This window comes from Acinetobacter pittii ANC 4050, assembly GCF_000399685.1.
Classification (GTDB): Bacteria; Pseudomonadota; Gammaproteobacteria; order Pseudomonadales; family Moraxellaceae; genus Acinetobacter; species Acinetobacter pittii_E.
The window spans coordinates 2,095,138-2,121,681 of the sequence record NZ_KB976987.1; the positions used below are offsets into that span (position 1 = coordinate 2,095,138).

General features: G+C 41.3%; 24 protein-coding genes. 5 read left to right on the top strand and 19 right to left on the bottom strand.

Annotated elements, in window-relative coordinates; all coding sequences use genetic code 11:
• Positions 1–75 precede the first annotated feature (75 nt).
• Positions 76–3,762 (top strand): methionine synthase, encoded by a 3,687-nt coding sequence (metH, locus tag F931_RS13660; RefSeq protein ID WP_016141920.1) that lies wholly within the window; start codon positions 76–78, stop codon positions 3,760–3,762.
• A gap of 308 nt (positions 3,763–4,070) precedes the next feature.
• The gene (gene mro / locus F931_RS13665; RefSeq protein WP_016141921.1) at positions 4,071–5,216 is read left to right on the top strand and encodes an aldose epimerase family protein; all 1,146 of its coding nucleotides are present in this window, start codon (positions 4,071–4,073) and stop codon (positions 5,214–5,216) included.
• A 67-nt stretch (positions 5,217–5,283) separates the two neighbouring features.
• On the opposite strand, the gene fsr is transcribed toward mro, so the two are convergent.
• Positions 5,284–6,504: an MFS transporter gene (fsr, locus tag F931_RS13670; protein WP_016141922.1), complete on the bottom strand. Its 1,221-nt coding sequence runs from the start codon at positions 6,502–6,504 to the stop codon at positions 5,284–5,286.
• Positions 6,505–6,610: 106 nt separating this feature from the next.
• Here fsr and F931_RS13675 point away from each other — a divergent pair, with 106 nt between their 5' ends.
• The gene (locus tag F931_RS13675) at positions 6,611–7,399 is read left to right on the top strand and encodes an AraC family transcriptional regulator (protein ID WP_016141923.1); all 789 of its coding nucleotides are present in this window, start codon (positions 6,611–6,613) and stop codon (positions 7,397–7,399) included.
• On the opposite strand, the gene glsA is transcribed toward F931_RS13675, so the two are convergent.
• Both glsA and def read right to left on the bottom strand, forming a co-directional pair.
• Entirely contained in the window at positions 7,366–8,688 is a 1,323-nt protein-coding gene (gene glsA, locus F931_RS13680) for a glutaminase (protein ID WP_016141924.1), read from the bottom strand. The genes F931_RS13675 and glsA overlap by 34 nt on opposite strands.
• Before the next feature lie 178 nt (positions 8,689–8,866).
• Positions 8,867–9,349: a peptide deformylase gene (def, locus tag F931_RS13685; RefSeq protein ID WP_016141925.1), complete on the bottom strand. Its 483-nt coding sequence runs from the start codon at positions 9,347–9,349 to the stop codon at positions 8,867–8,869.
• A 234-nt stretch (positions 9,350–9,583) separates the two neighbouring features.
• Here def and proP point away from each other — a divergent pair, with 234 nt between their 5' ends.
• On the top strand, positions 9,584–10,882 hold the full coding sequence (gene proP, locus F931_RS13690) for an MFS transporter (protein ID WP_016141926.1): 1,299 nt from the start codon (positions 9,584–9,586) through the stop codon (positions 10,880–10,882).
• A gap of 61 nt (positions 10,883–10,943) precedes the next feature.
• Here the strand turns inward: proP and F931_RS13695 are convergent, their stop codons facing one another.
• From F931_RS13695 to ndoA, 14 genes are all read right to left on the bottom strand, one after another.
• Positions 10,944–12,140: a hypothetical protein gene (locus tag F931_RS13695; protein WP_016141927.1), complete on the bottom strand. Its 1,197-nt coding sequence runs from the start codon at positions 12,138–12,140 to the stop codon at positions 10,944–10,946.
• Between the two features lie 155 nt (positions 12,141–12,295).
• Positions 12,296–13,936: a thiamine pyrophosphate-binding protein gene (locus F931_RS13700; RefSeq protein WP_016141928.1), complete on the bottom strand. Its 1,641-nt coding sequence runs from the start codon at positions 13,934–13,936 to the stop codon at positions 12,296–12,298.
• 38 nt (positions 13,937–13,974) lie between these two features.
• Positions 13,975–15,441: an aldehyde dehydrogenase gene (locus F931_RS13705; protein ID WP_016141929.1), complete on the bottom strand. Its 1,467-nt coding sequence runs from the start codon at positions 15,439–15,441 to the stop codon at positions 13,975–13,977.
• Positions 15,442–15,454: 13 nt separating this feature from the next.
• Positions 15,455–16,246 carry an aspartate dehydrogenase gene (gene nadX, locus F931_RS13710; protein ID WP_016141930.1) on the bottom strand — a complete coding sequence of 264 codons (792 nt, stop codon included), beginning with the start codon at positions 16,244–16,246 and terminating at the stop codon, positions 15,455–15,457.
• Between the two features lie 15 nt (positions 16,247–16,261).
• On the bottom strand, positions 16,262–17,056 hold the full coding sequence (locus F931_RS13715; protein ID WP_004703156.1) for an SDR family oxidoreductase: 795 nt from the start codon (positions 17,054–17,056) through the stop codon (positions 16,262–16,264).
• Between the two features lie 15 nt (positions 17,057–17,071).
• Entirely contained in the window at positions 17,072–17,896 is an 825-nt protein-coding gene (locus F931_RS13720) for an alpha/beta fold hydrolase (protein WP_016141931.1), read from the bottom strand.
• A gap of 36 nt (positions 17,897–17,932) precedes the next feature.
• A complete protein-coding gene (locus tag F931_RS13725; protein WP_014206035.1) occupies positions 17,933–18,454 on the bottom strand; it encodes a cupin domain-containing protein in 522 nt (173 codons plus the stop codon).
• A 23-nt stretch (positions 18,455–18,477) separates the two neighbouring features.
• Positions 18,478–19,701, bottom strand: a complete 1,224-nt coding sequence (locus tag F931_RS13730) for an MFS transporter (RefSeq protein WP_016141932.1) — start codon at positions 19,699–19,701, stop codon at positions 18,478–18,480.
• Between the two features lie 42 nt (positions 19,702–19,743).
• A complete protein-coding gene (gene thcD / locus F931_RS13735) occupies positions 19,744–20,955 on the bottom strand; it encodes an NAD(P)/FAD-dependent oxidoreductase (RefSeq protein WP_016141933.1) in 1,212 nt (403 codons plus the stop codon).
• Between the two features lie 28 nt (positions 20,956–20,983).
• A complete protein-coding gene (gene mcpII / locus F931_RS13740; RefSeq protein WP_016141934.1) occupies positions 20,984–21,913 on the bottom strand; it encodes a VOC family protein in 930 nt (309 codons plus the stop codon).
• Positions 21,914–21,924: 11 nt separating this feature from the next.
• On the bottom strand, positions 21,925–22,689 hold the full coding sequence (locus tag F931_RS13745) for an SDR family oxidoreductase (RefSeq protein WP_016141935.1): 765 nt from the start codon (positions 22,687–22,689) through the stop codon (positions 21,925–21,927).
• A complete protein-coding gene (locus F931_RS13750; protein WP_016141936.1) occupies positions 22,682–23,749 on the bottom strand; it encodes an aromatic ring-hydroxylating oxygenase subunit alpha in 1,068 nt (355 codons plus the stop codon). The genes F931_RS13745 and F931_RS13750 overlap by 8 nt, the downstream gene beginning before the upstream one ends.
• Positions 23,750–23,765: 16 nt before the next feature.
• Positions 23,766–24,065 (bottom strand): recombinase-like helix-turn-helix domain-containing protein, encoded by a 300-nt coding sequence (locus F931_RS13755; protein WP_016141937.1) that lies wholly within the window; start codon positions 24,063–24,065, stop codon positions 23,766–23,768.
• Between the two features lie 27 nt (positions 24,066–24,092).
• On the bottom strand, positions 24,093–24,398 hold the full coding sequence (gene ndoA / locus F931_RS13760; RefSeq protein WP_002117586.1) for a non-heme iron oxygenase ferredoxin subunit: 306 nt from the start codon (positions 24,396–24,398) through the stop codon (positions 24,093–24,095).
• 273 nt (positions 24,399–24,671) lie between these two features.
• Between ndoA and F931_RS13765 the strand changes: the two genes are divergently transcribed.
• The gene (locus tag F931_RS13765) at positions 24,672–25,484 is read left to right on the top strand and encodes an IclR family transcriptional regulator (RefSeq protein WP_004794038.1); all 813 of its coding nucleotides are present in this window, start codon (positions 24,672–24,674) and stop codon (positions 25,482–25,484) included.
• Positions 25,485–25,530: 46 nt separating this feature from the next.
• Here F931_RS13765 and F931_RS13770 read toward each other — a convergent pair whose 3' ends face one another.
• Both F931_RS13770 and pnuC read right to left on the bottom strand, forming a co-directional pair.
• Entirely contained in the window at positions 25,531–25,830 is a 300-nt protein-coding gene (locus tag F931_RS13770; RefSeq protein WP_016141938.1) for a hypothetical protein, read from the bottom strand.
• 14 nt (positions 25,831–25,844) lie between these two features.
• Positions 25,845–26,426 carry a nicotinamide riboside transporter PnuC gene (gene pnuC / locus F931_RS13775; protein WP_004794040.1) on the bottom strand — a complete coding sequence of 194 codons (582 nt, stop codon included), beginning with the start codon at positions 26,424–26,426 and terminating at the stop codon, positions 25,845–25,847.
• Positions 26,427–26,544 lie beyond the last annotated feature (118 nt).

Consider the following 26,544-nt stretch of genomic DNA (forward strand, 5'->3'; position numbering starts at 1 on the left):
ATAGGTCATCTATTGCGCAACTATTCTGTTACAATAGCGCCGCATTTTTAAATTTGTACAATATCGGGGTTTTATATGTCCACGCTTGCCACCCTAAAAGCGCTTCTTGCCAAACGTATTTTGATAATTGATGGTGCAATGGGCACCATGATTCAGCGCCATAAATTGGAAGAAGCCGACTACCGTGGTGAGCGTTTTGCCGATTGGGCACATGACTTAAAAGGTAACAATGACCTTTTAGTGCTGACACAACCCCAAATTATTCAAAGTATTCATGAAGCTTATCTTGATGCAGGCGCAGACATTATTGAAACCAATAGCTTTAACGGCACGCGTGTTTCAATGTCTGATTATCATATGGAAGATCTTGTTCCAGAGATTAACCGTGAAGCAGCACGTTTAGCTAAAGCAGCTTGTGAAAAGTATTCGACGCCAGATAAACCGCGTTTTGTCGCAGGTGTGCTTGGGCCAACATCACGTACTTGTTCAATTTCACCGAATGTAAATGATCCTGCCTTTCGTAACATTACCTTTGATGAGCTAAAAGAAAACTATATTGAAGCGACTCATGCGCTCATTGAAGGCGGTGCAGATATCATTTTGATTGAAACCGTATTTGATACATTAAACTGTAAAGCAGCAATTTTTGCGGTTAAAGAAGTCTTTAAACAAATTGGTCGCGAATTACCAATCATGATTTCAGGGACTATTACCGATGCATCGGGTCGTACCTTAACAGGTCAAACTGCTGAAGCGTTCTGGAACTCTGTACGTCATGGTGACTTGCTATCGATTGGTTTTAACTGTGCGCTTGGTGCAGATGCAATGCGACCTCACGTAAAAACCATTTCTGATGTAGCAGATACGTTTGTTTCAGCACATCCAAACGCAGGCTTACCAAACGCTTTTGGTGAATATGATGAAACACCAGAGCAAACTGCCGCCTTCTTAAAAGAATTTGCAGAAAGTGGCTTGATTAATATTACTGGTGGTTGCTGTGGTACAACGCCTGACCACATCCGTGCAATTGCCAATGCGGTAAAAGATATTGCACCTCGTCAAGTTCCTGAAACTGTACCGGCTTGTCGTTTAAGTGGTTTAGAACCATTTAATATTTATGATGACTCACTTTTCGTAAACGTGGGTGAACGTACCAACGTTACAGGTTCAAAAAAATTCTTACGCTTAATTCGTGAAGAAAACTTTGCCGAAGCTTTAGAAGTAGCACAGCAGCAAGTTGAAGCTGGCGCACAGATTATCGACATTAATATGGATGAAGGGATGCTCGATTCGCAAAATGCGATGGTGCATTTCTTAAACCTTGTAGCTTCTGAGCCAGATATTTCACGTGTGCCAATTATGATTGACTCATCAAAATGGGAAATCATTGAAGCTGGCTTAAAATGCGTACAAGGTAAACCCGTTGTTAACTCGATTTCATTAAAAGAAGGTTATGACGAGTTTGTCGAAAAAGCTCGCTTGTGCCGTCAATATGGTGCTGCGATTATTGTCATGGCATTTGACGAAAAAGGTCAGGCTGACACTGCTGAGCGCAAACGTGAAATCTGTAAACGTTCTTATGACGTATTGGTTAACGATGTTGGCTTCCCTGCTGAAGATATTATTTTTGACCCGAACGTGTTTGCAGTAGCAACAGGTATTGAAGAACACAATAATTATGGCGTCGATTTTATTGACGCTACAGGTTGGATTAAACAAAACTTACCTCACGCCATGATTTCCGGTGGTGTATCGAATGTTTCATTCTCGTTCCGCGGTAATGAACCTGTTCGTGAAGCGATTCACTCTGTGTTCTTGTACCATGCCATTAAACAAGGCATGACCATGGGGATTGTAAATGCCGGCCAAATGGCAATTTATGATGATATTCCAACCGAGCTTAAAGAAGCAGTTGAAGATGTCATCCTAAATAAAAACCAAGGCGAGTCTGGTCAGGCTGCAACTGAAAAATTACTTGAAGTCGCTGAAAAATATCGTGGACAAGGCGGTGCGGCAAAAGAAGCTGAGAACCTTGAATGGCGTAATGAATCTGTAGAAAAGCGTCTTGAATATGCCTTAGTTAAAGGTATTACCACTTATATTGATGAAGATACCGAAGAAGCTCGCCTCAAAGCTAAACGTCCTTTAGATGTAATCGAAGGCGCTTTGATGGATGGTATGAACGTGGTTGGTGACTTGTTCGGTTCGGGCAAAATGTTCTTACCACAGGTTGTGAAATCTGCACGTGTTATGAAGCAAGCTGTGGCTTGGCTCAACCCGTACATTGAAGCTGAAAAAACAGGTAGCCAATCTAAAGGTAAGGTCTTGATGGCAACTGTTAAAGGTGACGTACACGATATTGGTAAGAATATTGTAGGCGTAGTACTTGGTTGTAATGGTTATGACATTGTTGACCTTGGCGTGATGGTACCTTGCGAGAAAATCTTGCAAACTGCAATTGATGAAAAATGTGACATCATCGGTTTGTCAGGTCTGATCACACCGTCTTTAGATGAGATGGTATTCGTTGCGAAAGAAATGCAACGTAAAGGCTTTAGCATTCCTTTATTAATTGGTGGCGCGACTACATCAAAAGCACACACAGCAGTAAAAATTGATCCTCAGTATCAAAACGATGCGGTGATTTATGTGGCTGATGCTTCACGTGCTGTAGGTGTTGCAACTACCCTCCTTTCGAAAGAAATGCGTGGAAACTTTATTGCAGAGCACCGTGCTGAATATGCCAAGATTCGTGAACGCTTAGCCAACAAACAGCCAAAAGCTGCCAAATTGACTTATAGCGAGTCAGTTGAAAACGGTTTTAAAATTGACGAAAGCTATGTACCACCAAAACCAAATCTTTTGGGAACACAAGTTTTAACGAACTACTCCCTTGCAACGCTTGTAGAATATTTTGACTGGACACCATTCTTTATTTCTTGGAGCTTGGCGGGTAAATTCCCGAAAATTTTGGAAGATGAAGTGGTTGGTGAAGCTGCAACAGACTTGTACAACCAAGCTCAAGCGATGTTGAAAGATATTATCGACAATAATCGTTTTGATGCTCGTGCTGTATTTGGTATGTTCCCTGCAGAGCGCACTGACGCCGACACAGTGAGCGTATTTGATGAAGCTGGTCAAACTGTTACCCATACTTTTGAGCATTTACGTCAACAATCTGACAAAGTAACAGGTAAGCCAAACTTGTCTTTAGCAGATTACATTCGCGCTGACCGTGAGCAACAGGACTACTTAGGCGGATTCACTGTATCGATTTTTGGTGCAGAAGAATTGGCAAATGAATACAAAGCTAAAGGTGATGACTACTCCGCAATTTTAGTGCAGTCATTGGCTGACCGTTTTGCTGAAGCCTTTGCAGAACACTTGCATGAACGCATTCGTAAAGAGTTCTGGGGCTATAAAGCTGATGAACAGCTTAGCAATGAAGAACTGATTAAAGAGAAATATGTCGGTATTCGCCCTGCACCGGGTTACCCTGCTTGCCCAGAGCACTCTGAAAAAGCAGTGTTGTTCGACTGGTTAGACTCTACCAATAAAATCGGTACCAAACTGACTGAGCACTTTGCAATGATGCCGCCATCTTCGGTAAGTGGTTTCTACTATTCGCACCCTCAAAGTGAATACTTTAACGTGGGTAAAATCTCTCAAGACCAACTTGAAGATTATGCGAAACGTAAAGGTTGGACACTAGATGAAGCTAAACGTTGGTTAGCGCCGAATTTAGATGATTCGATTGCTTAATATTAAGTAAGAAAAAAGTCCCCTTGAATGAGGGGATTTTTTTTAATTATAGGAATCTTTAAAACTTTCCCTTATTTGAATTTCCTCAACTCTTAAGTGATGCATCATTTCTCGAACAAATACAAAATAGATAAAAATATTGCTCATAAGATTAATTTCTTTATAAGCGCAAATTGAACCAGTTTTTCAATATTTAACATTCACAGCTCCATTATTATTAACACTATCTATAATAAAAACCTCTTTAAAAAGATGAAAAATCAATTTTATATTCATCCAGTCCAACTATTACAAAATAGAGTATAAGCATGAAAAAATTAGCAATTTTAGGTGTTACGATTTATAGCTTTGCACAACTTGCAAATGCAGCAACATTAAATGTAAAGCCATATGGTACAACTCAAGACGGTCAAAAAGTTGATCTATACACCATGAGTAATAACAATGGTGTCTCCGTATCATTTATCAGTTTCGGTGGTGTAATTACCCAGATTTTGACTCCTGATGCTCAAGGTAAAAAAAACAATATCGTTTTGGGCTTTGATGACCTAAAAGGCTATGAAGTTACTGACACCAAGGCAGGTATTCATTTTGGTGGATTGATTGGCCGTTATGCGAACCGTATTGGTAATGCTAAATTTAGCTTAGATGGAAAAACGTATAACCTTGAAAAAAATAATGGGCCGAATTCATTACATAGCGGGAATCCTGGTTTTGATAAACGTGTTTGGCAAGTTAAGCCCCTCGTTTCCAAAGGTGAAACCGTTAAAGCGTCTCTTAAGTTAACCAGTCCAAATGGAGATCAAGGTTTTCCCGGAAAATTAGATGTAGAAGTGATCTATAGTCTTTCAGATCGAAATGAATTCCAAATTGAATATAAGGCCAAAACTGATCAGCCTACAGTCGTCAATCTCACCAACCACAGTTATTTCAATTTGTCAGGCGCTGGCAATAACCCTTATGGGGTACTAGATCATGTGGTACAACTCAATGCAGACCGTATATTGGTAACCGATCAAAACTCTTTACCAACAGGAGAAATTGCTTCAGTTGCAGGAACACCTTTTGATTTTCGGACGCCTAAAGCCATTGTAAAAGATATTCGAGCGAATAATCAGCAATTGGCCTATGGATATGGATATGACCAAACTTGGGTAATTAATCAAAAGTCTCAAGGGAAATTAAATCTTGCAGCTAGTGTGGTTGACCCGAAATCTAAACGAACCATGCAGGTTTTAACCACTGAACCAAGCGTCCAAATGTATACAGCCAATCATTTATTAGGAAATATTGTTGGCGCAAATGGCGTACTCTACCGACAAGCAGATGCGCTAGCATTAGAAACACAACATTTTCCAGATAGCCCGAATCAACCATCTTTCCCGTCTACACGTTTAAACCCAAATCAAACTTATAACAGTGTCACCGTATTTAAGTTTGGTATTCAAAAATAGTTTTTTAATTAGAACTAAAGTTATTTAAAAAAGACTCTCAGTTGAATATGACTGAGAGTCTTTTCATTTATTTAACTTTTGTGTTTGGTAAAAATGCAGTTGCAAACCCAAGTAATGGCAACAATGAACATAAACCAAATACCCATTCAATGCCGTTAATATCCGCTAAATGTCCTAAGCCTGCTGCGGCAATACCACTTACCCCAAACATGAGACCAAACATTAAACCTGCAATCATGCCTACACGGCCCGGAACAGCTTCTTGTGCGTAGACCACCATTGCTGCAAAAGCTGATGACAACACCAAACCTGCAATAATTGAGAAAACTGTTGTCCAAAATAAATTCGCATACGGCATCATTAATGCAAACGGCGCCATGCCAACAAATGAAACCCAGATCACAGCTTTACGGCCGATCTTATCGCCAATTGGGCCACCTGCAAATGTGCCTAAGGCAACGGCTGCCAAGAAGGCAAACAAATGCAACTGAGCTGTTTGAATGCTGATATGGAACTTTTGAATAAGATAAAAAGTAAAGTAGTTACTAATGCTGGCAATGTAGGTAAATTTAGCAAACATCAACACACTAATTGTGCTCAAAGCAATAATGAGCTTACGACCATGCAATTTAGTATGTGCTTGCGTTGCACGTGCAGCTACCTGATTTTTAGCATGATTCACCGTCCAACGGCTTACCCCAAATAGAACCCAAATCGCTAAAAGTGCAAATATCACTAAGCCCGCAACTGCATGCTGCCCAAACGGTACAATCAATAACGCTGCTAATAATGGACCAATGGCAGTACCTGTATTTCCGCCCACTTGGAAAGTCGACTGAGCTGTACCGAAGCGTCCGCCCGATGCCATACGCGCCACACGTGAAGCTTCTGGATGAAAGGTGGCAGACCCGACTCCAATCAGTGCAGATGCACATAACAACACAGCAAAACTTGGTGAAAATGCCAACAAGATAATGCCGCAGAATGTGACGACCATTCCCAGTGGGAGAAGATACGGTTTTGGATGTTTATCGGTATAAAGTCCAATCCAAGGCTGTAGCAGCGAACCTGTAATTTGATATACAAACGAAATCAGGCCAACCTCCGCAAAACTCAGCGAAAAGTTTGCTTTTAGCATTGGATAGATGGCTGGTAGCACTGCCTGAATTAAATCGTTCAGTAAATGTGCAACCGCCACGGCGCCTACAATTTTAATAATCATTCCTTGAGACTGATCATTTGCAACGGTATTGGCAATACCATCTTTCAATTGTATTGAAGACGTCATACCTGAAAAACTCCAATATTTTTAAATGAGATGCTTATTGTAAATTGTCGCTTATAAAGTTATCTTCCAATAATCATCGTATAAGTGACAATTTTTAGGATAATTTATGTCCGATTCTCTTATTCAGTCTGATTTGTCTGAACTTGTGATTGGGCTATCTTCTGAACATTCTTACCGAGAAATCACGCCTACCCACACGCATACACGTGCACAGTTTTTGTATGCATCCACTGGAAATATTCAGGTTTTTACACCGAATAATGTCTGGATTGTGCCACCCATGTGTGCGTTATGGATTCCTGCTCATGTCGAGCACAGTGTGATTTCACTGAGTCACGTGAAGTTAAATACGGCGTTGGTTGAAGTAAATGCAGCCGCTCTAATGGGACAACATTGTTTTATTATTCGAGTCAGTAATCTGTTGCATGAACTTTTGATTCGTTTAAATGAAATTGAGCGAGAAGACGCTCCAAATACTGCGACTTCCCAAGAGCTTTCACGTTCTTTACAAATTTTGATTTTTGAAGAAATTCATCGGGCCAATTTGTTGCCTATCCAGATACCGTGGCCGAAAGACAAACGATTATTAAAAATTTGCCAAGAGTTATTACATACGCCTGACCATTCAAAAGATTTAACAGATTGGGCTGATGATATTGGCGCGAGCTCTAGAACTTTAATGCGTATGTTCCAAAAAGAAACGGGGCTATCTTATCGGGCATGGGTACAGCAAATGCATATTGCACTCGCCTTGAGTAAAATAGCGAATGGCGAATCTATTGCTCAAATTTCAGAATCACTGGGGTATACAAACCCCAGCGCGTTCAGTGCGATGTTTAAGCGACATCTAGGAAAAACACCTCAACAGTTTAGAAGTGCCGCGATGTCGCTATAAGTCTTTTTTTTAGTGCGGATCTCATGCTTTTCTAATAAATCATCGAAATCATGATAGACATGAAGTTCACGATCTTTAGCGGTTCTCGCATGATCTAAACGTTGTTCAGGGTCAACCAAAACAAGGGTATGACCATCATCAATCAGTCGATCTACCCCTTCTAAGAACATACGTTTACCCACATCATGGATAAGTGAAATCTGGGTTAAATCAATCACGATTGTGCTTTGGTCAGTCGTCTCTTCTTGCAAAATACGCAACAACATTTCAGCTTCGGTAAATTTCAATACACCGCGAAGCACATACACACTTAAGGATGCATCCTTACCTGTACGATAATGGCTTTGGACAATAGTTTGTGCAGAAGGCGTACCTTCCATGAGATGTAGTCCCATGTCACGAGATAACCGTTCTAAAATATCGATACCTCGAACACTGTGACCATGCTCATCTAGTCGAGGTGAAAAAGCAGCAATACTGACCTGACCTGGCAGCACCCCCAAGATACCGCCTGCTACACCACTTTTAGCAGGAATACCGACAGTTGAAAGCCAGTCACCCGCTGCATCGTACATACCACAGCTCATCATGACACTAAGCACTTGTCTAACCACCGATCGGTTCAAGAGGCGTTTTCCAGTTTTAGGGTCAACCCCACCATTGGCAAGTACACTGCCCATACGTACCAGATCTTTAACCGTCACCAAAATCGCACATTGGCGAATATACCCATTCACAATATCAACTGGATCGGTTTCTAAAATTCCCACAGTTCGTAACATATAACCAATCGAAAGATTACGGTAGGCAGTTTTTACTTCCGAATCATAAACAGACTCATCAAAGCTTAATTCGCGACCCGCAAGCTCGCTCATAAAGCGGCGTAGAATTTCTGCGCTATGTAAACCATGTTTAACCTGAATTAATGAATGTGTCGTAATTGCGCCAGAGTTGATCATCGGGTTTTTTGGACGGCCATCTTTACCCAATGAAATTTCATTGAATGCTTCCCCTGAAGGCTCCACTCCTACTTTCGCAAGTACTGCATCAATACCAAGCTGTTGTAAAACATAAGCATATACGAATGGTTTAGAAATCGATTGTATGGTGAATTCAACATCATCATCGCCAACCGAATAAATTTCACCATCTACCGTAGACATTGCTAAAGCTAATCGATCTGGGTTTGCATTTGCCAACTCAGGAATATAATCGGCGAGATGACCGCTGTTATCGATATCACAGGCTTCAATAACATTTGCCAAATATTCTGGGAGAGGGGTTTTCATGGTTAGTAACCTTAAATGAGGAGATTTACTACATCGCGCAAAATTTCAGCACAACCTGCTGATAATATTAAAATTATATATTTTGTAATGAGTTAAAAATCACGATATAAGTATTTTAATTCCGTTGTCTTATTTATTTCAAGCTCATTATAGGTTTTTCAAAACTTTAAACAGAAGATTAGCTTATTCTTTCTACAAACAAGATCCCATTTAAATGATCGACTTCATGTTGAACAATACGAGCAGGAAAACCATGAAAAACTGTCTCAACCATTTCACCCTGAAGTGTTAAATATTTCACCTTCACCATTTCTGCACGTTCAACTTGTCCACGCTCATCCGGCACACTTAAACAGCCTTCTTCACCTAAACACACTTCGTTTGAAAACTCTAAAATTTCAGGATTCACCATGACCACCGCTTCCATTTCAGGTGCATCCGGATAGCGTGGATTTGGTCGAGACGCCACAATAATGACGCGTTTAGAGATATAAACTTGCGGTGCAGCAATCCCTACTCCATTACGCTCAAGCATTGTTGCATGCATAGCGTCAGCAAGCTGATAAAGCCAATTACTGTTTAACTCATTTACCGAAACGGGAGCCGCAATGAGTTTTAAAATATCTTCGCCACGCTTCGCGACAGGTAGAACTACACTCATCTTTTGAATCTCTCATTAAACTGGCTATGACAAGTTTTATTGTGTCGCTGAAAGACCCAAAAGAAAAGTCATTCCTACATCTGTTTTTGTTTCATCTAAAGCGTTTTTTGTTTTAAAGCTTTTTGTTCTGAGTAAGTCCAATCGACATCCTCCTATAGAACAAATTTCCTCCATTTACTTTTACTTCACTTTTCCATTAATATCCAAACTTCAATTACAACAATTAAGTAAAAAATGGATCAGGACTTAACTTTGCAGGATGCGAACTATCTTAATAAAGAAGATAAACGAACCCTTGCCCTTTCTTCATTGGGTGGAGCTTTAGAGTTTTACGATTTTGTGATTTATGTGTTTTACGCCAAAATCATTTCAGACCTCTTTTTCCCCAGCACGCTTAGTCCGTTTTGGGCCATGCTTAATACTTACGGTATTTTTGCAGCAGGTTACTTTTTTAGGCCTTTAGGCGGGGTCATCATGGCTCATTTTGGTGACTTGGTCGGGCGCAAAAAGTTATTTTCACTTTCTATTTTACTCATGGCACTGCCTACTCTGTTTATCGGGATTTTGCCTACTTTTGAAAATATTGGGTATTTGGCCCCCCTACTGTTATTGCTCATGCGTGTGGTGCAAGGTATTGCGATTGGGGGTGAAATTCCAGCCGCGTGGACCTTCGTGTCTGAACACGTGCCTGAAAGAAAAATTGGACTGGCAAATGGTTTATTAACTGCCGGACTGTCTTTAGGAATTTTACTAGGTGCGCTCATGTCTTTATGGATTTCACTGAATTTTAGTGAAGGACAAATTCATGACTGGGCATGGCGGATTCCTTTTATTGCAGGTGGTATTTTTGGTTTAGTCGCACTTTATTTACGGACCTATTTAAAAGAAACACCTGTGTTTAAAGCCATGCAAGCGCGTAAAGAAATTTCAAAAGAAATGCCTGTAAAACAAGTCTTAAAAACGCATAAAACAGCCGTTGCGATTGGCATGTTATTTACATGGTTTTTAACAGGCTGTGTGGTGGTGGTGATTTTAGCCATGCCCAACCTACTGATTGGTTCATTTGGTTTTGAACGCGCACAAACTTTTGAAATGCAAAGCGCAGCTATTGTCATGCAAATGGTCGGCTGTATTTTGGCAGGTTATTTTGCTGACCGTTTTGGCTGTGGCAAAGTGATGATGGTGGGTGCACTTGCCGTGGCCCTCACAGCAGCAGTTTTTTATAACAGTTTGGGGCACGCGGCACATTCAACCATTTTTGGTTTATATATGTTGTTAGGCCTATGCTCAGGTACTGTCGGCATGGTGTCAAGCAGTATGGTTAAAATGTTCCCTGCGCCTGTGCGTTTTTCAGGTATTTCATTTTCTTATAATTTGTCTTATGCGATTGTTGGGGGTATGACGCTGCCTTTAGTACATTGGCTCAGTCAATATAGTGACATTGGTGCGATGTATTATATTTTCGCGCTGACCATTTTGGCCTTTGTAACTGCTTTTGTATTTTGGAATAAGTTTGAAAAAAACAGATATTAAAAGCCTCAACATGTGAAATAAAAAACCACGCCAATTGCGTGGTTTTTTAATGCAGTTCAGTTTAGAAAGTAAACCCAATATTAAAGTTTAAACGATATAGCCATTTATCACTATTTGGTGAGGTTGCAGAGGTATAACCCGTTGAGTTGGTCGAACCACCAATAATGTTAGAGTTTTTACCCCACGTATAATCCGCCCAAACCATAAATGGTGAAGCAATAAACATCATTCCTGTAGTGTTCATTTGCGAATCTGACCAATCATCACGTTTTTTATCGAGATAACTATAGTCATTATAAAACTTAATGGCTTTTAGCTTACCCATATTGGTGACAGGCAACGTATAGGCAAGGTTTAAACTGGCAATGGTCCCTTCTGAAGCAATAAAGTAAGCAGGTGTAAAACCATTATTGCCCATTAAAGTCACATCATTACTTACACCATCCGGATTTTTAGCATCGTATTGATAGTGAATAACCGAACTTTGTAAGTTAAAGCGTTTGTAGTTATTTTCGGTATGCAAACCAACTGCATAATATTTACCGTCTTTATCGGTCATTTTATTATGTAGCTGAGCAATTGCCCCCGAAACACCAAACTCTTGTTTACCAAAATCGGTCTCTAACTTGCGTACAATGCGAGTATTAAACTGATGACGTTTTTCATTCTGATAAGCTTTTTGAGATGGAAATGCGTTTTCTTCCAAGTCATCATAAGTTGCACTTTCAGGGGAATAACGCAAGTTCGTCTCTAGCATTTGTGGATAATAGCCGAGTTTTACATCCCAATCTTTATCGTGATAATTCCAGTTGATCCCTGGCGCAATGTTGTTGCCATAACCTAAAAAGAATGGAATGTGGTAAGTCCAGCCATTTTGCGGATAGGGATAAATCGTGAAAGGCTTATAAACCAGACCTGCTTCAATGCTGTTATTGGCATCAAGGTTATAACCCACATATGCTTTTTCAATGGACGTTTTTTGCTGATCTTGAAATAGATAGCTGGCGTTGAGGTATGCATCATCAAACTTACCTTTGAGATCTACCCTGAAAATATCAAAATAGAGCTTACCAAAACCGCGGTTTGGCCCTTCCCAATCTTCATAGCGTTGATTTAAGCGAACCACCCCACCTAACTTTAATGAGTCGGTGCCGTCATCACTTTTCCACTCAAGCAATGAGTCTTTTGCAAATGCATTGACGCTTACCCCCAGCGTAAGCTGTGCAATGAATGCCATGATCAATGAAGTCTTTTTCATCTCTACATCCTTGATTGAGTTCCAGCGTCCTGCTGGAACTTTATTTGTTTTACCTGTAAAACTTAGTTTTTATTGTTTTTTAGACAAAAAATTTTATCTAAAAAAAGGATGGCTTAGCAGCTCCCATCGCATATGTACTAAACCATCCAAACTGGTTAATACAGTTTCTTTTGCGGTGGACCCGCAAAGTTTAATGGCCCAATCGAGTTCATATCGAGCTCGATCACGGTTGGTCCTTCAAAAGCGACAGCCTCTTGAATAACCGTTTTAAACTCATCTGCACTACCAACTTTCCAGCTCTTCACACCCATTGATTCACCAAGAAGTTTGTAGTCCGGTGTATGCAATTCATTGAAATATTGACGACCACCGAAGTAGTTATTTTGAATGCCACGCATTACGCCATAACCACCATCATTCATAATCATGAGGACCATGTTGGTGTTTTCTTGCACCATGGTTGCAATCTCGCCAATACCAAGCATTAAGCCGCCATCGCCGACTAAACCAATTACTTTTTTGTCAGGGTTCGCAACCGAAGCACCGATTGCTGTTGCAAGACCTAAACCAATTGCACCCGCGAGTGAATGGATATTTTGGTTGGGTGCTTGTACAGGGAATAAACGGCTCCCCCATGTGCTACCTGACATGGTGATGTCTCGTACAAAAATACCGTCTTGCGGTAAAGCTGCACGCAAGTGATCACAAATCAAAGCGTATTGGTCGATTTGCTTACGCAGTGCATCAATTGCAGCCTGTTTAGCAGCCACTACAGCAGCATCGTAGTCAGCATCAACTTTTGAAGTTCCTTGAAGCTGCTCTAACACACGTGTTAAGACATCTTTAGCATCGCCACAAATGAAGTTACGAATTTTGTAATTACGTTGCTGAGCCACGGGGTTAGCATCAACCTGAATAATATTTTCAGGAAACTCAACCGAATAAGTTTTAGTTTCATTACTACGTAAACGGGAACCCACCACAACCATTAAGTCAGCATCTTTTAATAGTTGCTCAACACCTGCCGAGTTATGGAATGCACCTAAACTACGTGGATGATCATCTGCCAGCACACCGCGGCCGTGTGTAGATGAAACAACTGGAATACCTAAATCTGCAATTGCTTTAACTTCGGCAACACTATTCAAAGTTCCACCACCAATCCAGAAAATCGGGCGTTTTGCTTTTTTGATTTCACTCACAAGAAGATCAATTTCAGCTTGTTCTGCCTGTGGCAATTCAAGTGCTTTCACTGGGCCTAAATTAAGTGGCAAATCAATTTCTGCTGCTTGTACATCAATTGGTAACTCAACACTGACAGGTCCCATTGGAACAGTCGTTGCAACACGGATGGCTTCACGAATCACACCAACAGCATTGTCTGGACTGGTAATGCGAAATGCCGCTTTGCTTGATGCACGTAAAAACGTAAGTTGGTCTTTGGTTTCATGAATAAAACTTGCATCACGGTCGAGATATTCACGCTCAACCTGACCAGTTAAATGCAGTACAGGGCTACCCGCATTCATTGCTTCAATGAGTGAACCCACCGCATTACCAGCCCCTGCACCCGTACTGGTCAACGCCACACCTAGGCCTTTAAAACGCGAGTGCGCATCTGCCATAGTGACCGCACCAGCCTCACCGCGGGCTGCGACAAAGCGCATTTTTTCACGACGTCCTACCGCATCGGCAATAGGTAAATTGTGGATGGAAATAACACCATAAATACTATCAACTTGGTGCGCTTCTAAAACTCTTGCGATTGCTTCGCCTACATTTACACGTTCAGTCATGTCTGTTCCTCAAAATTTGTTTTCAGTCCTTGAATTTATTAATCGCACCAAGGGTTAGGCTGTTCATTCAGCCCCATATAAATACTCTTTTGCTGCATGTACGATAAAATGCCCAAACGGCCTTTCTCGCGTCCAATTCCACTGTCTTTAAAGCCACCAAACGGCGCACTAATCGAGAACTTTTTGTAGGTGTTAATCCATACCGTTCCCACTTCTAATGCACGTGCAATGCGCCAAGCTTTACGATAGCTTTCAGTCCAGATGCCTGCGGCAAGACCAAAACAACTGTCATTGGCTTGGGTAATTAAATCTTGCTCGTTGTCATATTTCATAACGACTAAAACAGGGCCAAAAATTTCTTCCTGACAGGTTTGAGCACTGTTACTTAAGCCCGTGATAATGGTCGGTAAGTAATAGCTTCCTTTGGCATAGTCACCAGTGGTAAGCGCTTCACCACCAATCAAAACCTGACCACCTTCGCTTTTAGCAAGCTGTACATAGCGATCAACTGACTGCAAATGTTTGTCATTGACCAGTGGTCCTAAATGCACGCCTGCCTGTTCCGGATGGCCCACACGTAAGCCTTTAGTAATTTCAACCAAACGTGTTAAAAACTGATCGTAAAGACTGCTATGAATAAACAAGCGAGAACCTGCAATACACGCTTGGCCTGCCGAGCTAAAAATACCGTACGCGACACCTTTAGCTGCCAGTTCGACATCTGCATCAGGTAAAACGATGGTTGGTGACTTTCCACCCAACTCAAGTGAAGTGGTAATCAGTTTGTCAGCGGCAATGTGTGCCAAATGACGCCCTGTGGTTGTTCCACCTGTAAAAGAAATTTTACGAACCAATGGGTGCTGAGCAATTGCATCACCAATGATCGAACCACGCCCCACTAACACACTGAGTAGACCTTTTGGTAAACCTGCCTCTTCAAAAATTTTGGCAAGCTCTAAAGCAATCAGTGAAGTCGCTTCAGCTGGTTTTAACACCACTGCATTTCCTGCTGCCAAAGCTGGAGCAAGCTTTTGAACTTCACTTGCGATTGGAGAGTTCCAAGGGGTAATTGCTGCCACAACGCCTACAGGTTCATGCACACTCATGGTCATAAAGTCTGGAGCACGCTGAGTGGTGAGCTCATCATTCATTGTTTCACAAGCCGCTGCAACATAACGTGCAGTCGCCGCAGCGCTCATCACCAAACCACGAGTTTCGGTTAAAGGTTTACCATTATCGCGTGTTTGTAATTTTGCTAATTCATCTACACGTGCTTCAATAATGTCTGCAACTTTGTAGAGAATACGTGCGCGTTCATGCGGCAAGCTGTTTCTCCAGCTCGGTTGACGCCAAGCCTGGTCCGCTTTTTCAATTGCTTCATTTACATCTTCAAGCGTTGCTGTTGAAAGCTCAGCGTTTACCGACTGATCTGCCGGAAACAGGCTTTGAATGACTGCACCACGACCTAATCGCCATTCACCTGCAATATAAATTTCCTTTGCCATGATCAAATCCTTCTTAAATCTGTATTGCTTCTACACTGTTGCGACAAGCACGAATCACGCTCAGCGCAGCCAAAGTTGATGTTTTCGGGTTACTTGGCAACGGCACACCCACCAGTTCAATGGTCATTTGTCCAAAGCCACCTTCTGCCACAATGGTGTGTTTGTTTTTGTTGATGGTTGGATCAACAGTTAACTCGACCATGGTTTCATCCATTCCAAGCCCTGCAAGCGCAATGGTTGCTGCAACGTTGGCATTGGCTGGAAATTTGGTCGCAGCTTCACGCGCAGTTCCTGTGAAAAAGACCGTAGGTTCAGTAACATGGTCTAAATCGACCAATTGCTCTGCATAACTACCCTTCCAGCTTTTTGGACTTTTACAGCCTTTGTAAGTGACTTTTTGCAAGCCACCTTCTTTAGCCGCAGAAATACCGTCAATACCTGCGATAGCGCCTGCCAGTAAATGCAGATGGGCATCATTTTTTTCAGCAGTTTGCTTAAGCTGAACCAAAAACTCGTTATCAGCTAAAGTACCGACCGAGATCAAACCAATGGTCCAGCCTTTCGCTAAAACTTTCTGAGCATGCTCTTTCACAGCTGCTTGACCTGCCACCTCAATGACATAGTCTGGCGTACCATCACATTGCTCAATATCGGAAATCACCTGAATCTCGGAAGAGACTTGTGATTGAACTTTTTCAATACTGCGAGATGGCACGACAATCCATTTGAGTTGCAGATCTTGAGGCAAATGGGCATACACTTCTGCTGCCATTGCGCCAAAACCAATCATCATCAACTTTTTCATGACAGCACCTGATATTTATAAATGTTTATTAAAACCACCCGAGACATCTATTGCCGAACCTGTGGTGTAAGATGCCAATGGTGATGCCAAGAAAACTAAAGCACGTGCAGGTTCTTCTGGACGACCTAAACGCTGCATTGGGATACCACGATTTTTTGCGATATTGCCTGTCCACTCTTCCCATGACAGATTTAAATCTGAACGGGTTTCATAGCGGCGTTTCCACTGCGCAGATTCGACCATACCCAGTAAAATCGAGTTCACACGAACACCATATTGAGTAAATTCATGCGCCAACGAATGGGTTAAATTCAATAAAGCAGCGCGTGCAGATGAAGTCGCAATCATGTGCGGTTCCGGTTGCAATGCCAGTAATGAGTTCACATTGGTAATTGAGGCATTTGCCGACTGTTTTAAGTCGTCAAGAAAAGCCCGTACCGGATGTAAAACACTGAAATATTTCAGCTCGATTTCTTTCATCCAGTCTTCATCTTGCGTATTTTCAAAATTTGAAACACGACCTTGCCCAGCATTGTTAATGAGCATGTCCACATTGCCCAAATTGAGTTTGACGTCTTTGGCAAATTGCTGAACTTCTTCTTTTTTCAATACATTGCATGCTTTAGTAAAAATATTGGCATGCGGAAATTTTTCTAAAATATAGTGCTTAGACGCATTTAAACGTTCTTCATCGCGACCACACCACGCTACTTTTGCACCCTCTGCAACCAGTATTTCAACAGCAGCCAGCCCAATCCCAGATGAGCCACCGGTAACAACTGCAACTTTTCCTTCAACTTGGAAGCTCATAATCCTTAATCTCTCTTACGATTGTTCCTGAATCGTCAACATAATTTGGTTAAATGCTTGCGGTTGGTCGACATAACTTAAATGTCCTGCGTCTTCTATGACGAAGCGCTGTTCCAACTGCAATTCCTGAGCAAGCTCTTGTATACCTAACGCAGGAGTGATTTGATCTTGCTGCCCTGCAATTACTGTGCATGGGACTTTTAAATCGGTTAAATAATTACGTATTTCGTCATATGCCAGTAAGTAAGATGCATGTGTGAAGCCCTGTAGAGTCAACTGTTGCATCACCTCTGAAACTAAAGCTAAGGCTTGTGGCTCTTGTTTATAAATCAAATGAGGTCCACGGCTTTCGGCCATTCCTTTAGCACCTAACTCTTTCAACATTTTTGGTCTTTTTTCAAAAACCTGAATTTGTGTCTGTTCATCGTGGCGTTGGTAGCCTTGCGCTAAATTAGCGACGACCAAGTGTTCCACTCGCTCTGGGTAAAGTGCAGCAAATGCACTCGCCTGTAAGGCACCTAATGAGTGTCCGACCACAATGGCTTTTTCAATTTTTAAAACATCGAACAACGCTGCTAAACGCTTTGCGTAGTCGGTCGCATTGGGTTGATCAGTTAAAAGTTCATCTGATTTGCCATAGCCCGGTGCGTCCCAGGCAATGACATGAAAATGATGAGACAACACTTCAAGTTGGTTCACCCATGAAGCAGAACCTGAACTAATGCCATGCAACAGCACAAGGTACTCGCCCTGACCGGCTTCCCGATAGGCTTGTTGCTGACCTTGAACAGTCACGGTTTTCACCGGAAATTCTGCTAACTTTTCAATGAGTGTCATCATTTTCAATTCTTTCCTTTCATTCACTTCATCAAACAATTAACGTTTGATTTGAGACAATGGATGCTCTGGTGGATAGTTCGGAATGGTTGGTTTACCTGTTCCCAACATCACACACATCAAGGCATCTTCTTGACCTGGGTTAAATAAACCGCGGTAAATACCCGGTGGAATTGAAATCAGGTCACGCTCTTTTAAACGGGTCTCAAATTTTTCGCCGTTGTGCTCAATGAACAAATCAATTTCGCCGCGGAGCATAAAGAACACTTCTTCAACATCGTGGTGAATGTGCAAAGGGCCTTCACACTGTGGTGGCAGAACCATGGTTGAAAATGTGAAGTTTTCTGCCGGAACGGTGTTACCGTCATTTGCAACGCCTGTTGCACCCGTACCCATGTAACGCATTTGTGCACGGCGATATTTCGGGTCGTAATCTGCTTGGAACTTCAAAGCATCAAAGTCATATTTACGTGTCTCAAAGCGAGCAATACGCGTGTTTAACCAATCTTCTAAAGAAGTACCTTCTGGTTGTGCCCACGATTCGAATTGTTGTGTAGTCATTTTTTAAACTCCTATACAGTGAATTAATAACGTTTTAAAAGAGGAACCAAGAACAACGACCCAATGACAGCGACGGCAGCCAAGAAGGTAATTCCTAAATTAAAACTATGTGTTTGCATCACGATGTAACCGATAAGAACAGGCGCAATTGCACTTGCAAAATTACCTAACCCGTTAAATATTCCACCTGCAGTCGCCCCTACATTTGAGGTCGTCACTCTTGCAAGCAGAGCAAATACAGCTGCTACTCCAAAACCCCACGCCATCGCGCTTAACGACATGGCAGCAATAATCAATAATGGCTTGGTCATAATGACCATCACATACATGAAGATGCCCGCGAGTAATAAACCGCTAAATACTTGAATTGCTCGGCGGCCTAACTTGTCAGATAAAAACGCACCCACCACTTCGCCAATTAACATGGCAATGAATGGAAAGCTTGAATACATCCCAAACTCTTTGAGATTGAATCCTTTGTCTTGCATAAGATAAGAAGGAACCCAGCTATTTAAGCCCCACAAATACGTCATCAACGCAATGTTAAATAGACACACCAACCAGAATGCGCTGTTGCTGAGCAGCAATTTAGTATTGGCAATGTGGCCTTTGAAATTGGTACGTTTACTCTCGCCCTCAATTTCGACAGTTTTCTTGAGTTGTAAGTTACGCAAACCGAAAACAATGCTGAAAATCGCGATTAGTGTTAATCCAGCCATCACAAAGAAAGTGGTATGCCAGTCATGGTGTGCTAAAACATTTGCAGTGATCGGGAACCCAAGGAATGCACCAATCGGCGTTCCAAGTAAAAACATGGTAGAAGCACGTGCCTGCTGACGGTCAGTGTAAGTCTGCTTAACAATGGTGTAAGCCAAGGCAAATAACGGACCTTCTGCTAAACCGAGCAGTACACGTAAAATCAACATGCCTGAATAACTGGTGGTGAACCCCATGCAAAACATGAGTAAACCCCACGACGTTACGCTCCAGAACAGCATTTTCTTTGGGTTAAAGATGTCACCCAAAAAGCTTAGAAAGACTGATGAAAAACCATAAGCAAGTAAGAAACTTGTCATGAGCCATCCGAGCTTGGCCTTATCTTCAGCAATTCCCATTGCACTTTGAAAATGAGGATCTGAAAATAAAACCGCAATACTAATCTTGTCGAAAAATGCCAGTACCACACACACCATAAGGACAAAAGCAGGTACCCAATGCTTCAATCCACTTTTTTCTTCATTACTCATGTGTCATTCCTTCGATTTGGTAATGAGAACCAGATTTAATGTTTACGGTTTTAACTTCATGACATTAAATTCAGAATCTGCTAATAGTTTTGGATCTAAAACGGTGTTGGCTTGCATCCAACGTTTTGCCAGTTTGACTAGCTTCGAGTCATTAATGGCAATCATGTTGAGCAAACGATTTTCATGATCCAGATATAAATAGCTCACCTGATCTTCACCGCCTTGGCGAATCACCAGTTCTTTGGTTTTTTCAGGCTGATAAGTCCCTAAAATTTGAATATTGAAGTGATATTGATCAGACCAAAGCCATGGAATATCGCTATATTCAGTTTCAATTCCGAGCATCGATTTTGCTGCGGCAATCGCCTGATTTTGTGCATTTGCCCAAGACTGAATGCAATAACCCAAACCCGGATGAATCGCGACATCACCTGCGGCATAAATGTTTTGATCTGAGGTTTGCCCAAAACAATTCACCACAATGCCATCTTTCACATCGAGACCAGCGTGTACACCTAACTCTTTGGCAATTTCGGCGCCCGCACCTACTACAACACAGTCAAATAACTGACTATTTTGAGGATGATTCACCACTTCAACTTTTTGATTAGGCGCTTCAACCAAATGAAGGCTCTTACTGTCTAAGTGAATTTTTGTGCCTTGGGTCTCATGCATATTTTTTAAAAATGCAGAAACTTCCGGACTCACACTTCTTGCGCATAAACGGTCGCCATATTCAAAAATATGAACATCTTTACCTTGCTTACGTGCAGTTGCAGCAATTTCTAAACCAATCCAGCCACCGCCGATCACAGCGACATTTTTTGCATTCTTTAAAATTTCAGCCAAACGTTCACAGTCATGTACATTGCGTAAGGTCACAACATTTGGAATAAACTGCCATGTATTGACCGGTACACGTGCACGGCTTCCGGTTGCAATCAGCAATTTGTCATATGGCAAAATTTGGCCACTTTCTAAATGAACCTGTTTTTGCTCACGGTCGACTTTTGTTGCGATTTCCGGTTTATGCCATTGAACGTTGAACTCTTGAACCTGTTCAGGAGAGAACAGATTCAAACTTTCATAAGTTGCTTCTTTTGAAAGTACTTGCTTAGACAGTGGCGGACGCTCATAAAACACTTGATCTTCATTTGAAACCACGTGAATTTCGCCCACATACCCATTTTGACGTAAGGTACTTACTGCCCAACCCGCTGCCTGTCCGGCACCTACAATTACGATCTTTTCCATAGCCATCTTCCTTGTAAAGCAATCCCTGTTAAACAGGCTTCACCTGACGGCGGGTTGTGTCATCAAGACCACCTTCAATCGCCCATTCGGTGAAAAGCTCTAGACGATGTTCTTCTACACGTGGCTGCCATTCTTCTGTCAAATAATCATCGTTGGTGTAATATTCAAATGCCCCACCCAATGGTGAGTTGACGTACCAGAAATAAGCAGAAGAAATTGGATGACGTCCCGGCCCAATGAAAGTTGACCATTCCGAGCGATTCATATTTAAACCGCCCCCAATTACTTCATGGATATCACGAACAACAAACGCAACGTGATTTAAGCCAGCAGGTTTATTTGGAACACTGAGCAAGAATAAATCATGGTGATAACCTTCACCGCGGCAACGTAAGAATGCACCACGATTTTTGTAAGCATCAGATAAATGAAAGCCCACTTTTTCAATATAGAAATTTTCAGTTGTTGCCAAATCTGGTGTGAAGAACACTACATGCCCAATCGCAACAGGTTGACCTTTTTCATAGACAGGACTTGCTGCATTGACACGTTGAATGTTGCCGTATTGGTTAATACCTTCCGTTTTAAGTTCTGGTACTTCTTTTACAAAACTTTGTTCAAAACGAATGGTCATGCCATTTGGGTCAAGACACTGAACTGTACTTTCAGAACGTTTAAAACCTTCTACATCGGCCAAACGTGCTGCCAAGTCTTCGAGGTCTTGAGTACTTTCAACACCCCATGTGACTTCACGTAAAGTTGAACCTTGTTCAATGGCAGCAGGCAAACGGTCATCATCACAATTAAATAAATAAATTTTGCTACCGTTTTGAGTCTGGTAAAGATCAGCGCCTTCAATATCCGAAGTACTTTGGCTTAAACCAAAATCTGCTAAAAACTTGTTTGAAGCGGCTCTATCTTCAACTCCAAACTTTAAAATCTCGATCCCTGTAATCATTTGACTACTCCTTAGTTAAAGACAAAACCGCCATTGACCGGAATATTTTGACCTGTCACAAAAGAGGACAAATCCGACAGTAGATACAATGCTGTTCCATTTAAATCTTGTGGAAGTTGCTGACGTTGAATCGCTCTTCCGTTCACATATAAATCGTGACGTTCCTGCGGCACATACTCGGTTGCTTCAACCAGAGTAAGGCCGGGTGACAGTGTGTTGACGCAGATATTGGACTGCCCCAACTCTCTTGCCATTGAACGTGTCATGGCAAGAATTGCACCTTTACTTGCCACATAAGCCATCAGGTTCGGCGCGCCCCAAAGTGCTGTATCGGAAGCAACATTAATAATTTTGCCAGCAGCCGATTGCTTTAAATGGGGAACACATGCCTTACTAATTAGCCATGTACCTTTCACATTAATATTCATGACCCGATCCCAAAGTTCAGGATCATAATCAATCATATTTTTTCCACCGACATTGGTTGCCAGTGCCGCACAGTTCACAAGTCCGTCTAGTCCTTGTAATACTTCCACGCTTTCTGCAACCGCATTTTCAATAGAGTCTGCATTGGCAAGGTCAACTGTTACTGCATGAACATTTAGCCCTTGTTTCTGTAAAGCTTGTGCTTCTTGTTGTACCAAGTCAGATAAAATATCTGCCATCACAACTTCAGCACCAGCCTCGGCAATGGCTTGAGCAAAATCTCGGCCTAAACCACGCGCAGCACCAGTCACTAAAACTTTTTTGCCTTGCAACAACGCTACATTAGCCATGAGCTTCTTCCTGCATCTCGATACGGTTTGATGCATTTAGCGCAGCAATTTTCTTTAATTGCTTCTCAGCTTCTTTCTTCATTAAACGGCGTAAACGTGCAAGACCAACGTCATGTTGATATAAGAATTCTCGTGCACGGGCATTTGGCGCAAGATTTTCTAAAATAATGCGATCTTGTTCCAATACATCCCAATGCAACTGTTCTAAATGATTGCGATATAAGAAACGCCATACATTACGTTGCCAGCCACTAACCTTACGGCAGCGCCAGAAAAATACGCGGGTATTGTTGGCATCAATTGGGGTTGCATAACCCACAATCCAGAATTCGCCACCCGGACCAAATTGTTTACGATAAGGAATTGAAAGACGTAACCAGCTTGCACCAGTTGAACCATATTCAACCCAGTCGAAGTTCACACCTGTTTGGCCTTCTTTTTCGAAAACAAAGCCATTATCGGTTGTACGATGCTTCATCTCTGCAGTACGTTCGCCGTCTGCCATAGAGTGTGAAGTACAGTGCAAATAGGTCCCATGCATTGGGTCCATCACGTTATCAATCGCGTATTGATGGTTTACTTTCCAATCTGCTTGGCAAAGGAATGAACTCCACTCTTCGCTTGCAAGTTGCTCTGGAAACTCAAGCGGTTTTGGCTGTTCATTTACGTCAATACCAAACCAGATAAAGATCGCACCATGTTGCTCAATGACCGGATAATTCTTTAAACATTTAGTACCAGTCATTGGACATTCATGAACGGCTGGTACATCAGCAACTACACCGTCAGCACGAACTTCAACACCGTGATACCAGCAAGCAACTCGGTCACCCAAGTTCCAACCCAGTGAAAGACGAGCACCGCGGTGTGGACAGCGATCTTCAAGCGCATGAACCTGACCTTCGGCATCACGCCAAACCACAATATTTTCGCCTAAACGGGTAATTCCGACTGGATTAGCAGCGACTTCCCAACTTGCTAAAACCGGGTGCCATTGGTCACGTAAACCAAGTTCTAAATATTCTTCAGCGCTTTGTGAAGTTGATACGATTGCGTTCATTTTATTCTTCCCTGAATCAATAACCTAAACGTTGCATTTCTTCTGTAAAGCTTGCAGAAGTCCATTCATCACCAGATTCACAGCGGAAACCCTGTTGATTAAGTGCAGAAACAACGTCATCTAACTCAGTTGCGCCTGCAGAAAATGCCTGAATCAAGTTCTTTACAAAATCTTGTTCGTAGAGAGTTGGCTCTTTATAACGTGTCTGCCAAACCAACAATTCAGATTGACCTGGAACTTGAATATTGTTGATACCTGCTTCGGTTGCTGGCGTTGCATGAATCCAGCTTGCCAACTTTTCATTAAATGTCTTCATTGTTCTGCTTCCTTGTACATGTGAGGACTAGAGTTGAATTTGAATATCCTGTCCTTCAACACGAACTGGGTACGTACATAGGTTTCTACACCCTGGTCCACTTTTTAGCTCACCTGTCTGAATGTCAAAAATTGCTTCATGCAATGGACATTCAACAGTCTGATCTTCGATAAATCCTTCGGTTAATAAGGCATACGCATGAGGGCAAACATTTTCGATAGCAAAGTAATTTTCATCGACAAAAAATACGCCTATTTTTTTCCCTTCAATTTCGATGGCTTTCGGCTCATCTTCGCTAACGTCACCCTGCTGACAAACTGAGATCCAACTCATACCTTGCGTCCTCATTTTGTTTTATATACAAAACATAATTTGATTTTCAAAACACAAGCTAAGCATAATCCCCTTGATCATTTTTTGTCAAAGTAAAAATAAATATAAAATTCATTAATTTAGTAAATTTTAAATATTTTGTTACGTTTCAAACAAGAAACAAAGTTTTAAATATAAAAATTGTTTTATGCATTTTTAACAATTACAATGGTTATAAAATAAAGCAGCATGCCCCAAATTGAACCTTGTTTTATTTATAGGAAAAAGAGACGAATGAGCCTAGCGATTGAAGAAGATTCTCAAGAATCAGAAACAACAAAAAATGATGATCGATATTTAGTACCCGGACTTGTGCGGGGTTTAGCTATCTTGCAAGCATTTAACCAACAAGCGCAAGAAATGACAATTACAGAAATCGCTGAAATTTTAGAAGTGAACCGTTCTAGTGCATTTCGTCTGATCTATACACTGGAATCTTGTGGTTATTTAAGAAAAGCATCTCAAAAAACTTATGCTCTCGATTCTAAAGTGATGGAACTTGGTTTTAACAGTTTATCTAAACTTTCATTACTCGATTTATCGACCCCTTTAATGAAAGAACTACGTGATCAAACCAAACTTGCGGTGCATCTTTCAATTTTAGAAGGTACTCATATTGTCTTTGTAAATAACATTCAGTCGATGGGAACATTCACGAGTAACATTAGCTTAGGCACCCGCTGGCCTGCTCATGCCACCGTGATTGGTCAAATGTTACTGTCTGATTTACCTGAAACAGAAGTACGTCAGCGTTACCGTAACTTTAGCGATTGGGACAGTTTCTCTGACCTGACGCCAACCAATTTAAAAGCTTTATTGCAAAGGCTGTCGTACGTAAAAACTCAAAAAACTATGGTGAGTTGGGGTCATTATAATCATGATATGGCAGCCTGCGCGGCACCTATTTTTAAACAGTCAAATGGTAAAATGGTCGCTGTTATTTCTGTAAGTTGCCCAATTACGACGTATGATGAAAGAACATTTAAAGAAGATATCGCAAGTCTTGTTATTGAAACCGCAAATAAAATTTCCAAATTTATTTATTAAAAAAAGCGACGTTAAGTCGCTTTTTTATGAAAGTTTATTTTATAAATTAGAAGTTACTTTCAAATACTTTCCCATTCATATCCTGAAAAACAAGTATCGAATGATGCTCTTTAATATCAAACTTTAAATACTGCTTTTTAAACTGAATAATTGCATAAAACTCTTCAGCACCATCATCTAAACCTGTCGCAGAAATCTGGCTGCCTTGTGGAAATTTCTTAAGCCATGCAGCGTTATAAAAATCAGATACCGAATTAAATTCACAATACTTTTCTGGCTCTGCCATTATTTTTGCAGCAATTTGATCAAACTGTTGTTGTTTATAAACATCTAAGCTTAACAGCATGATCGCTCTCCAAATTAAAGCTGGTTTGAGGCCAAAAGCTGTTTCTTTTTAACCTTTTCCCATTGATACCAACCATAAGCTGCCATCAATACAAATGCTGCATACAAAGCGGCTGTTAAAAATAAATCTTTATAGATAAACATCCCGACATAAATAATATCGACAAATACCCAAAGTATCCAAGTCGCAATATGCTTTCGACTCGTCCAATAGGTTGCCAGTAAACTAAATGCTGCCAGTTGTGAGTCGAGCATCGGTACTGCTGCATCGGTAAAGTTTTTAAGAATTAAACCAAACAGTAAACCACCTACCGCGGCAATAACCATTTGAATGATAGCGGTTTGAACTCTAATTGGTTCAATTCGAATGTCATGATCTTGCTGTTTTCCCTTAAGCCAGTAGTAGAAGCCATAAAAATTTACGACCATAAAAAAGAACTGCAAAATTGTTTCGCCATATAGCTTAAATTCGTAAAACAAATAAGCATACAAAACAAAGGCAAAGAAATTAAACAGCCAACACCACATATTACGGATGACAGTTAATCCGACTCCAATCAGGCTAATCAAGACCGCGAAAATTTCTAGAGGTGACATAAAAGAAGCTGCTTATTGAGATCAATTTGACGGGGGTATTATGAGAAAAATATGAAGTTAAGCAAACTACTAATTTAATATAATCAAAAAATCTATGGTTTATGCTTGAATATAATTT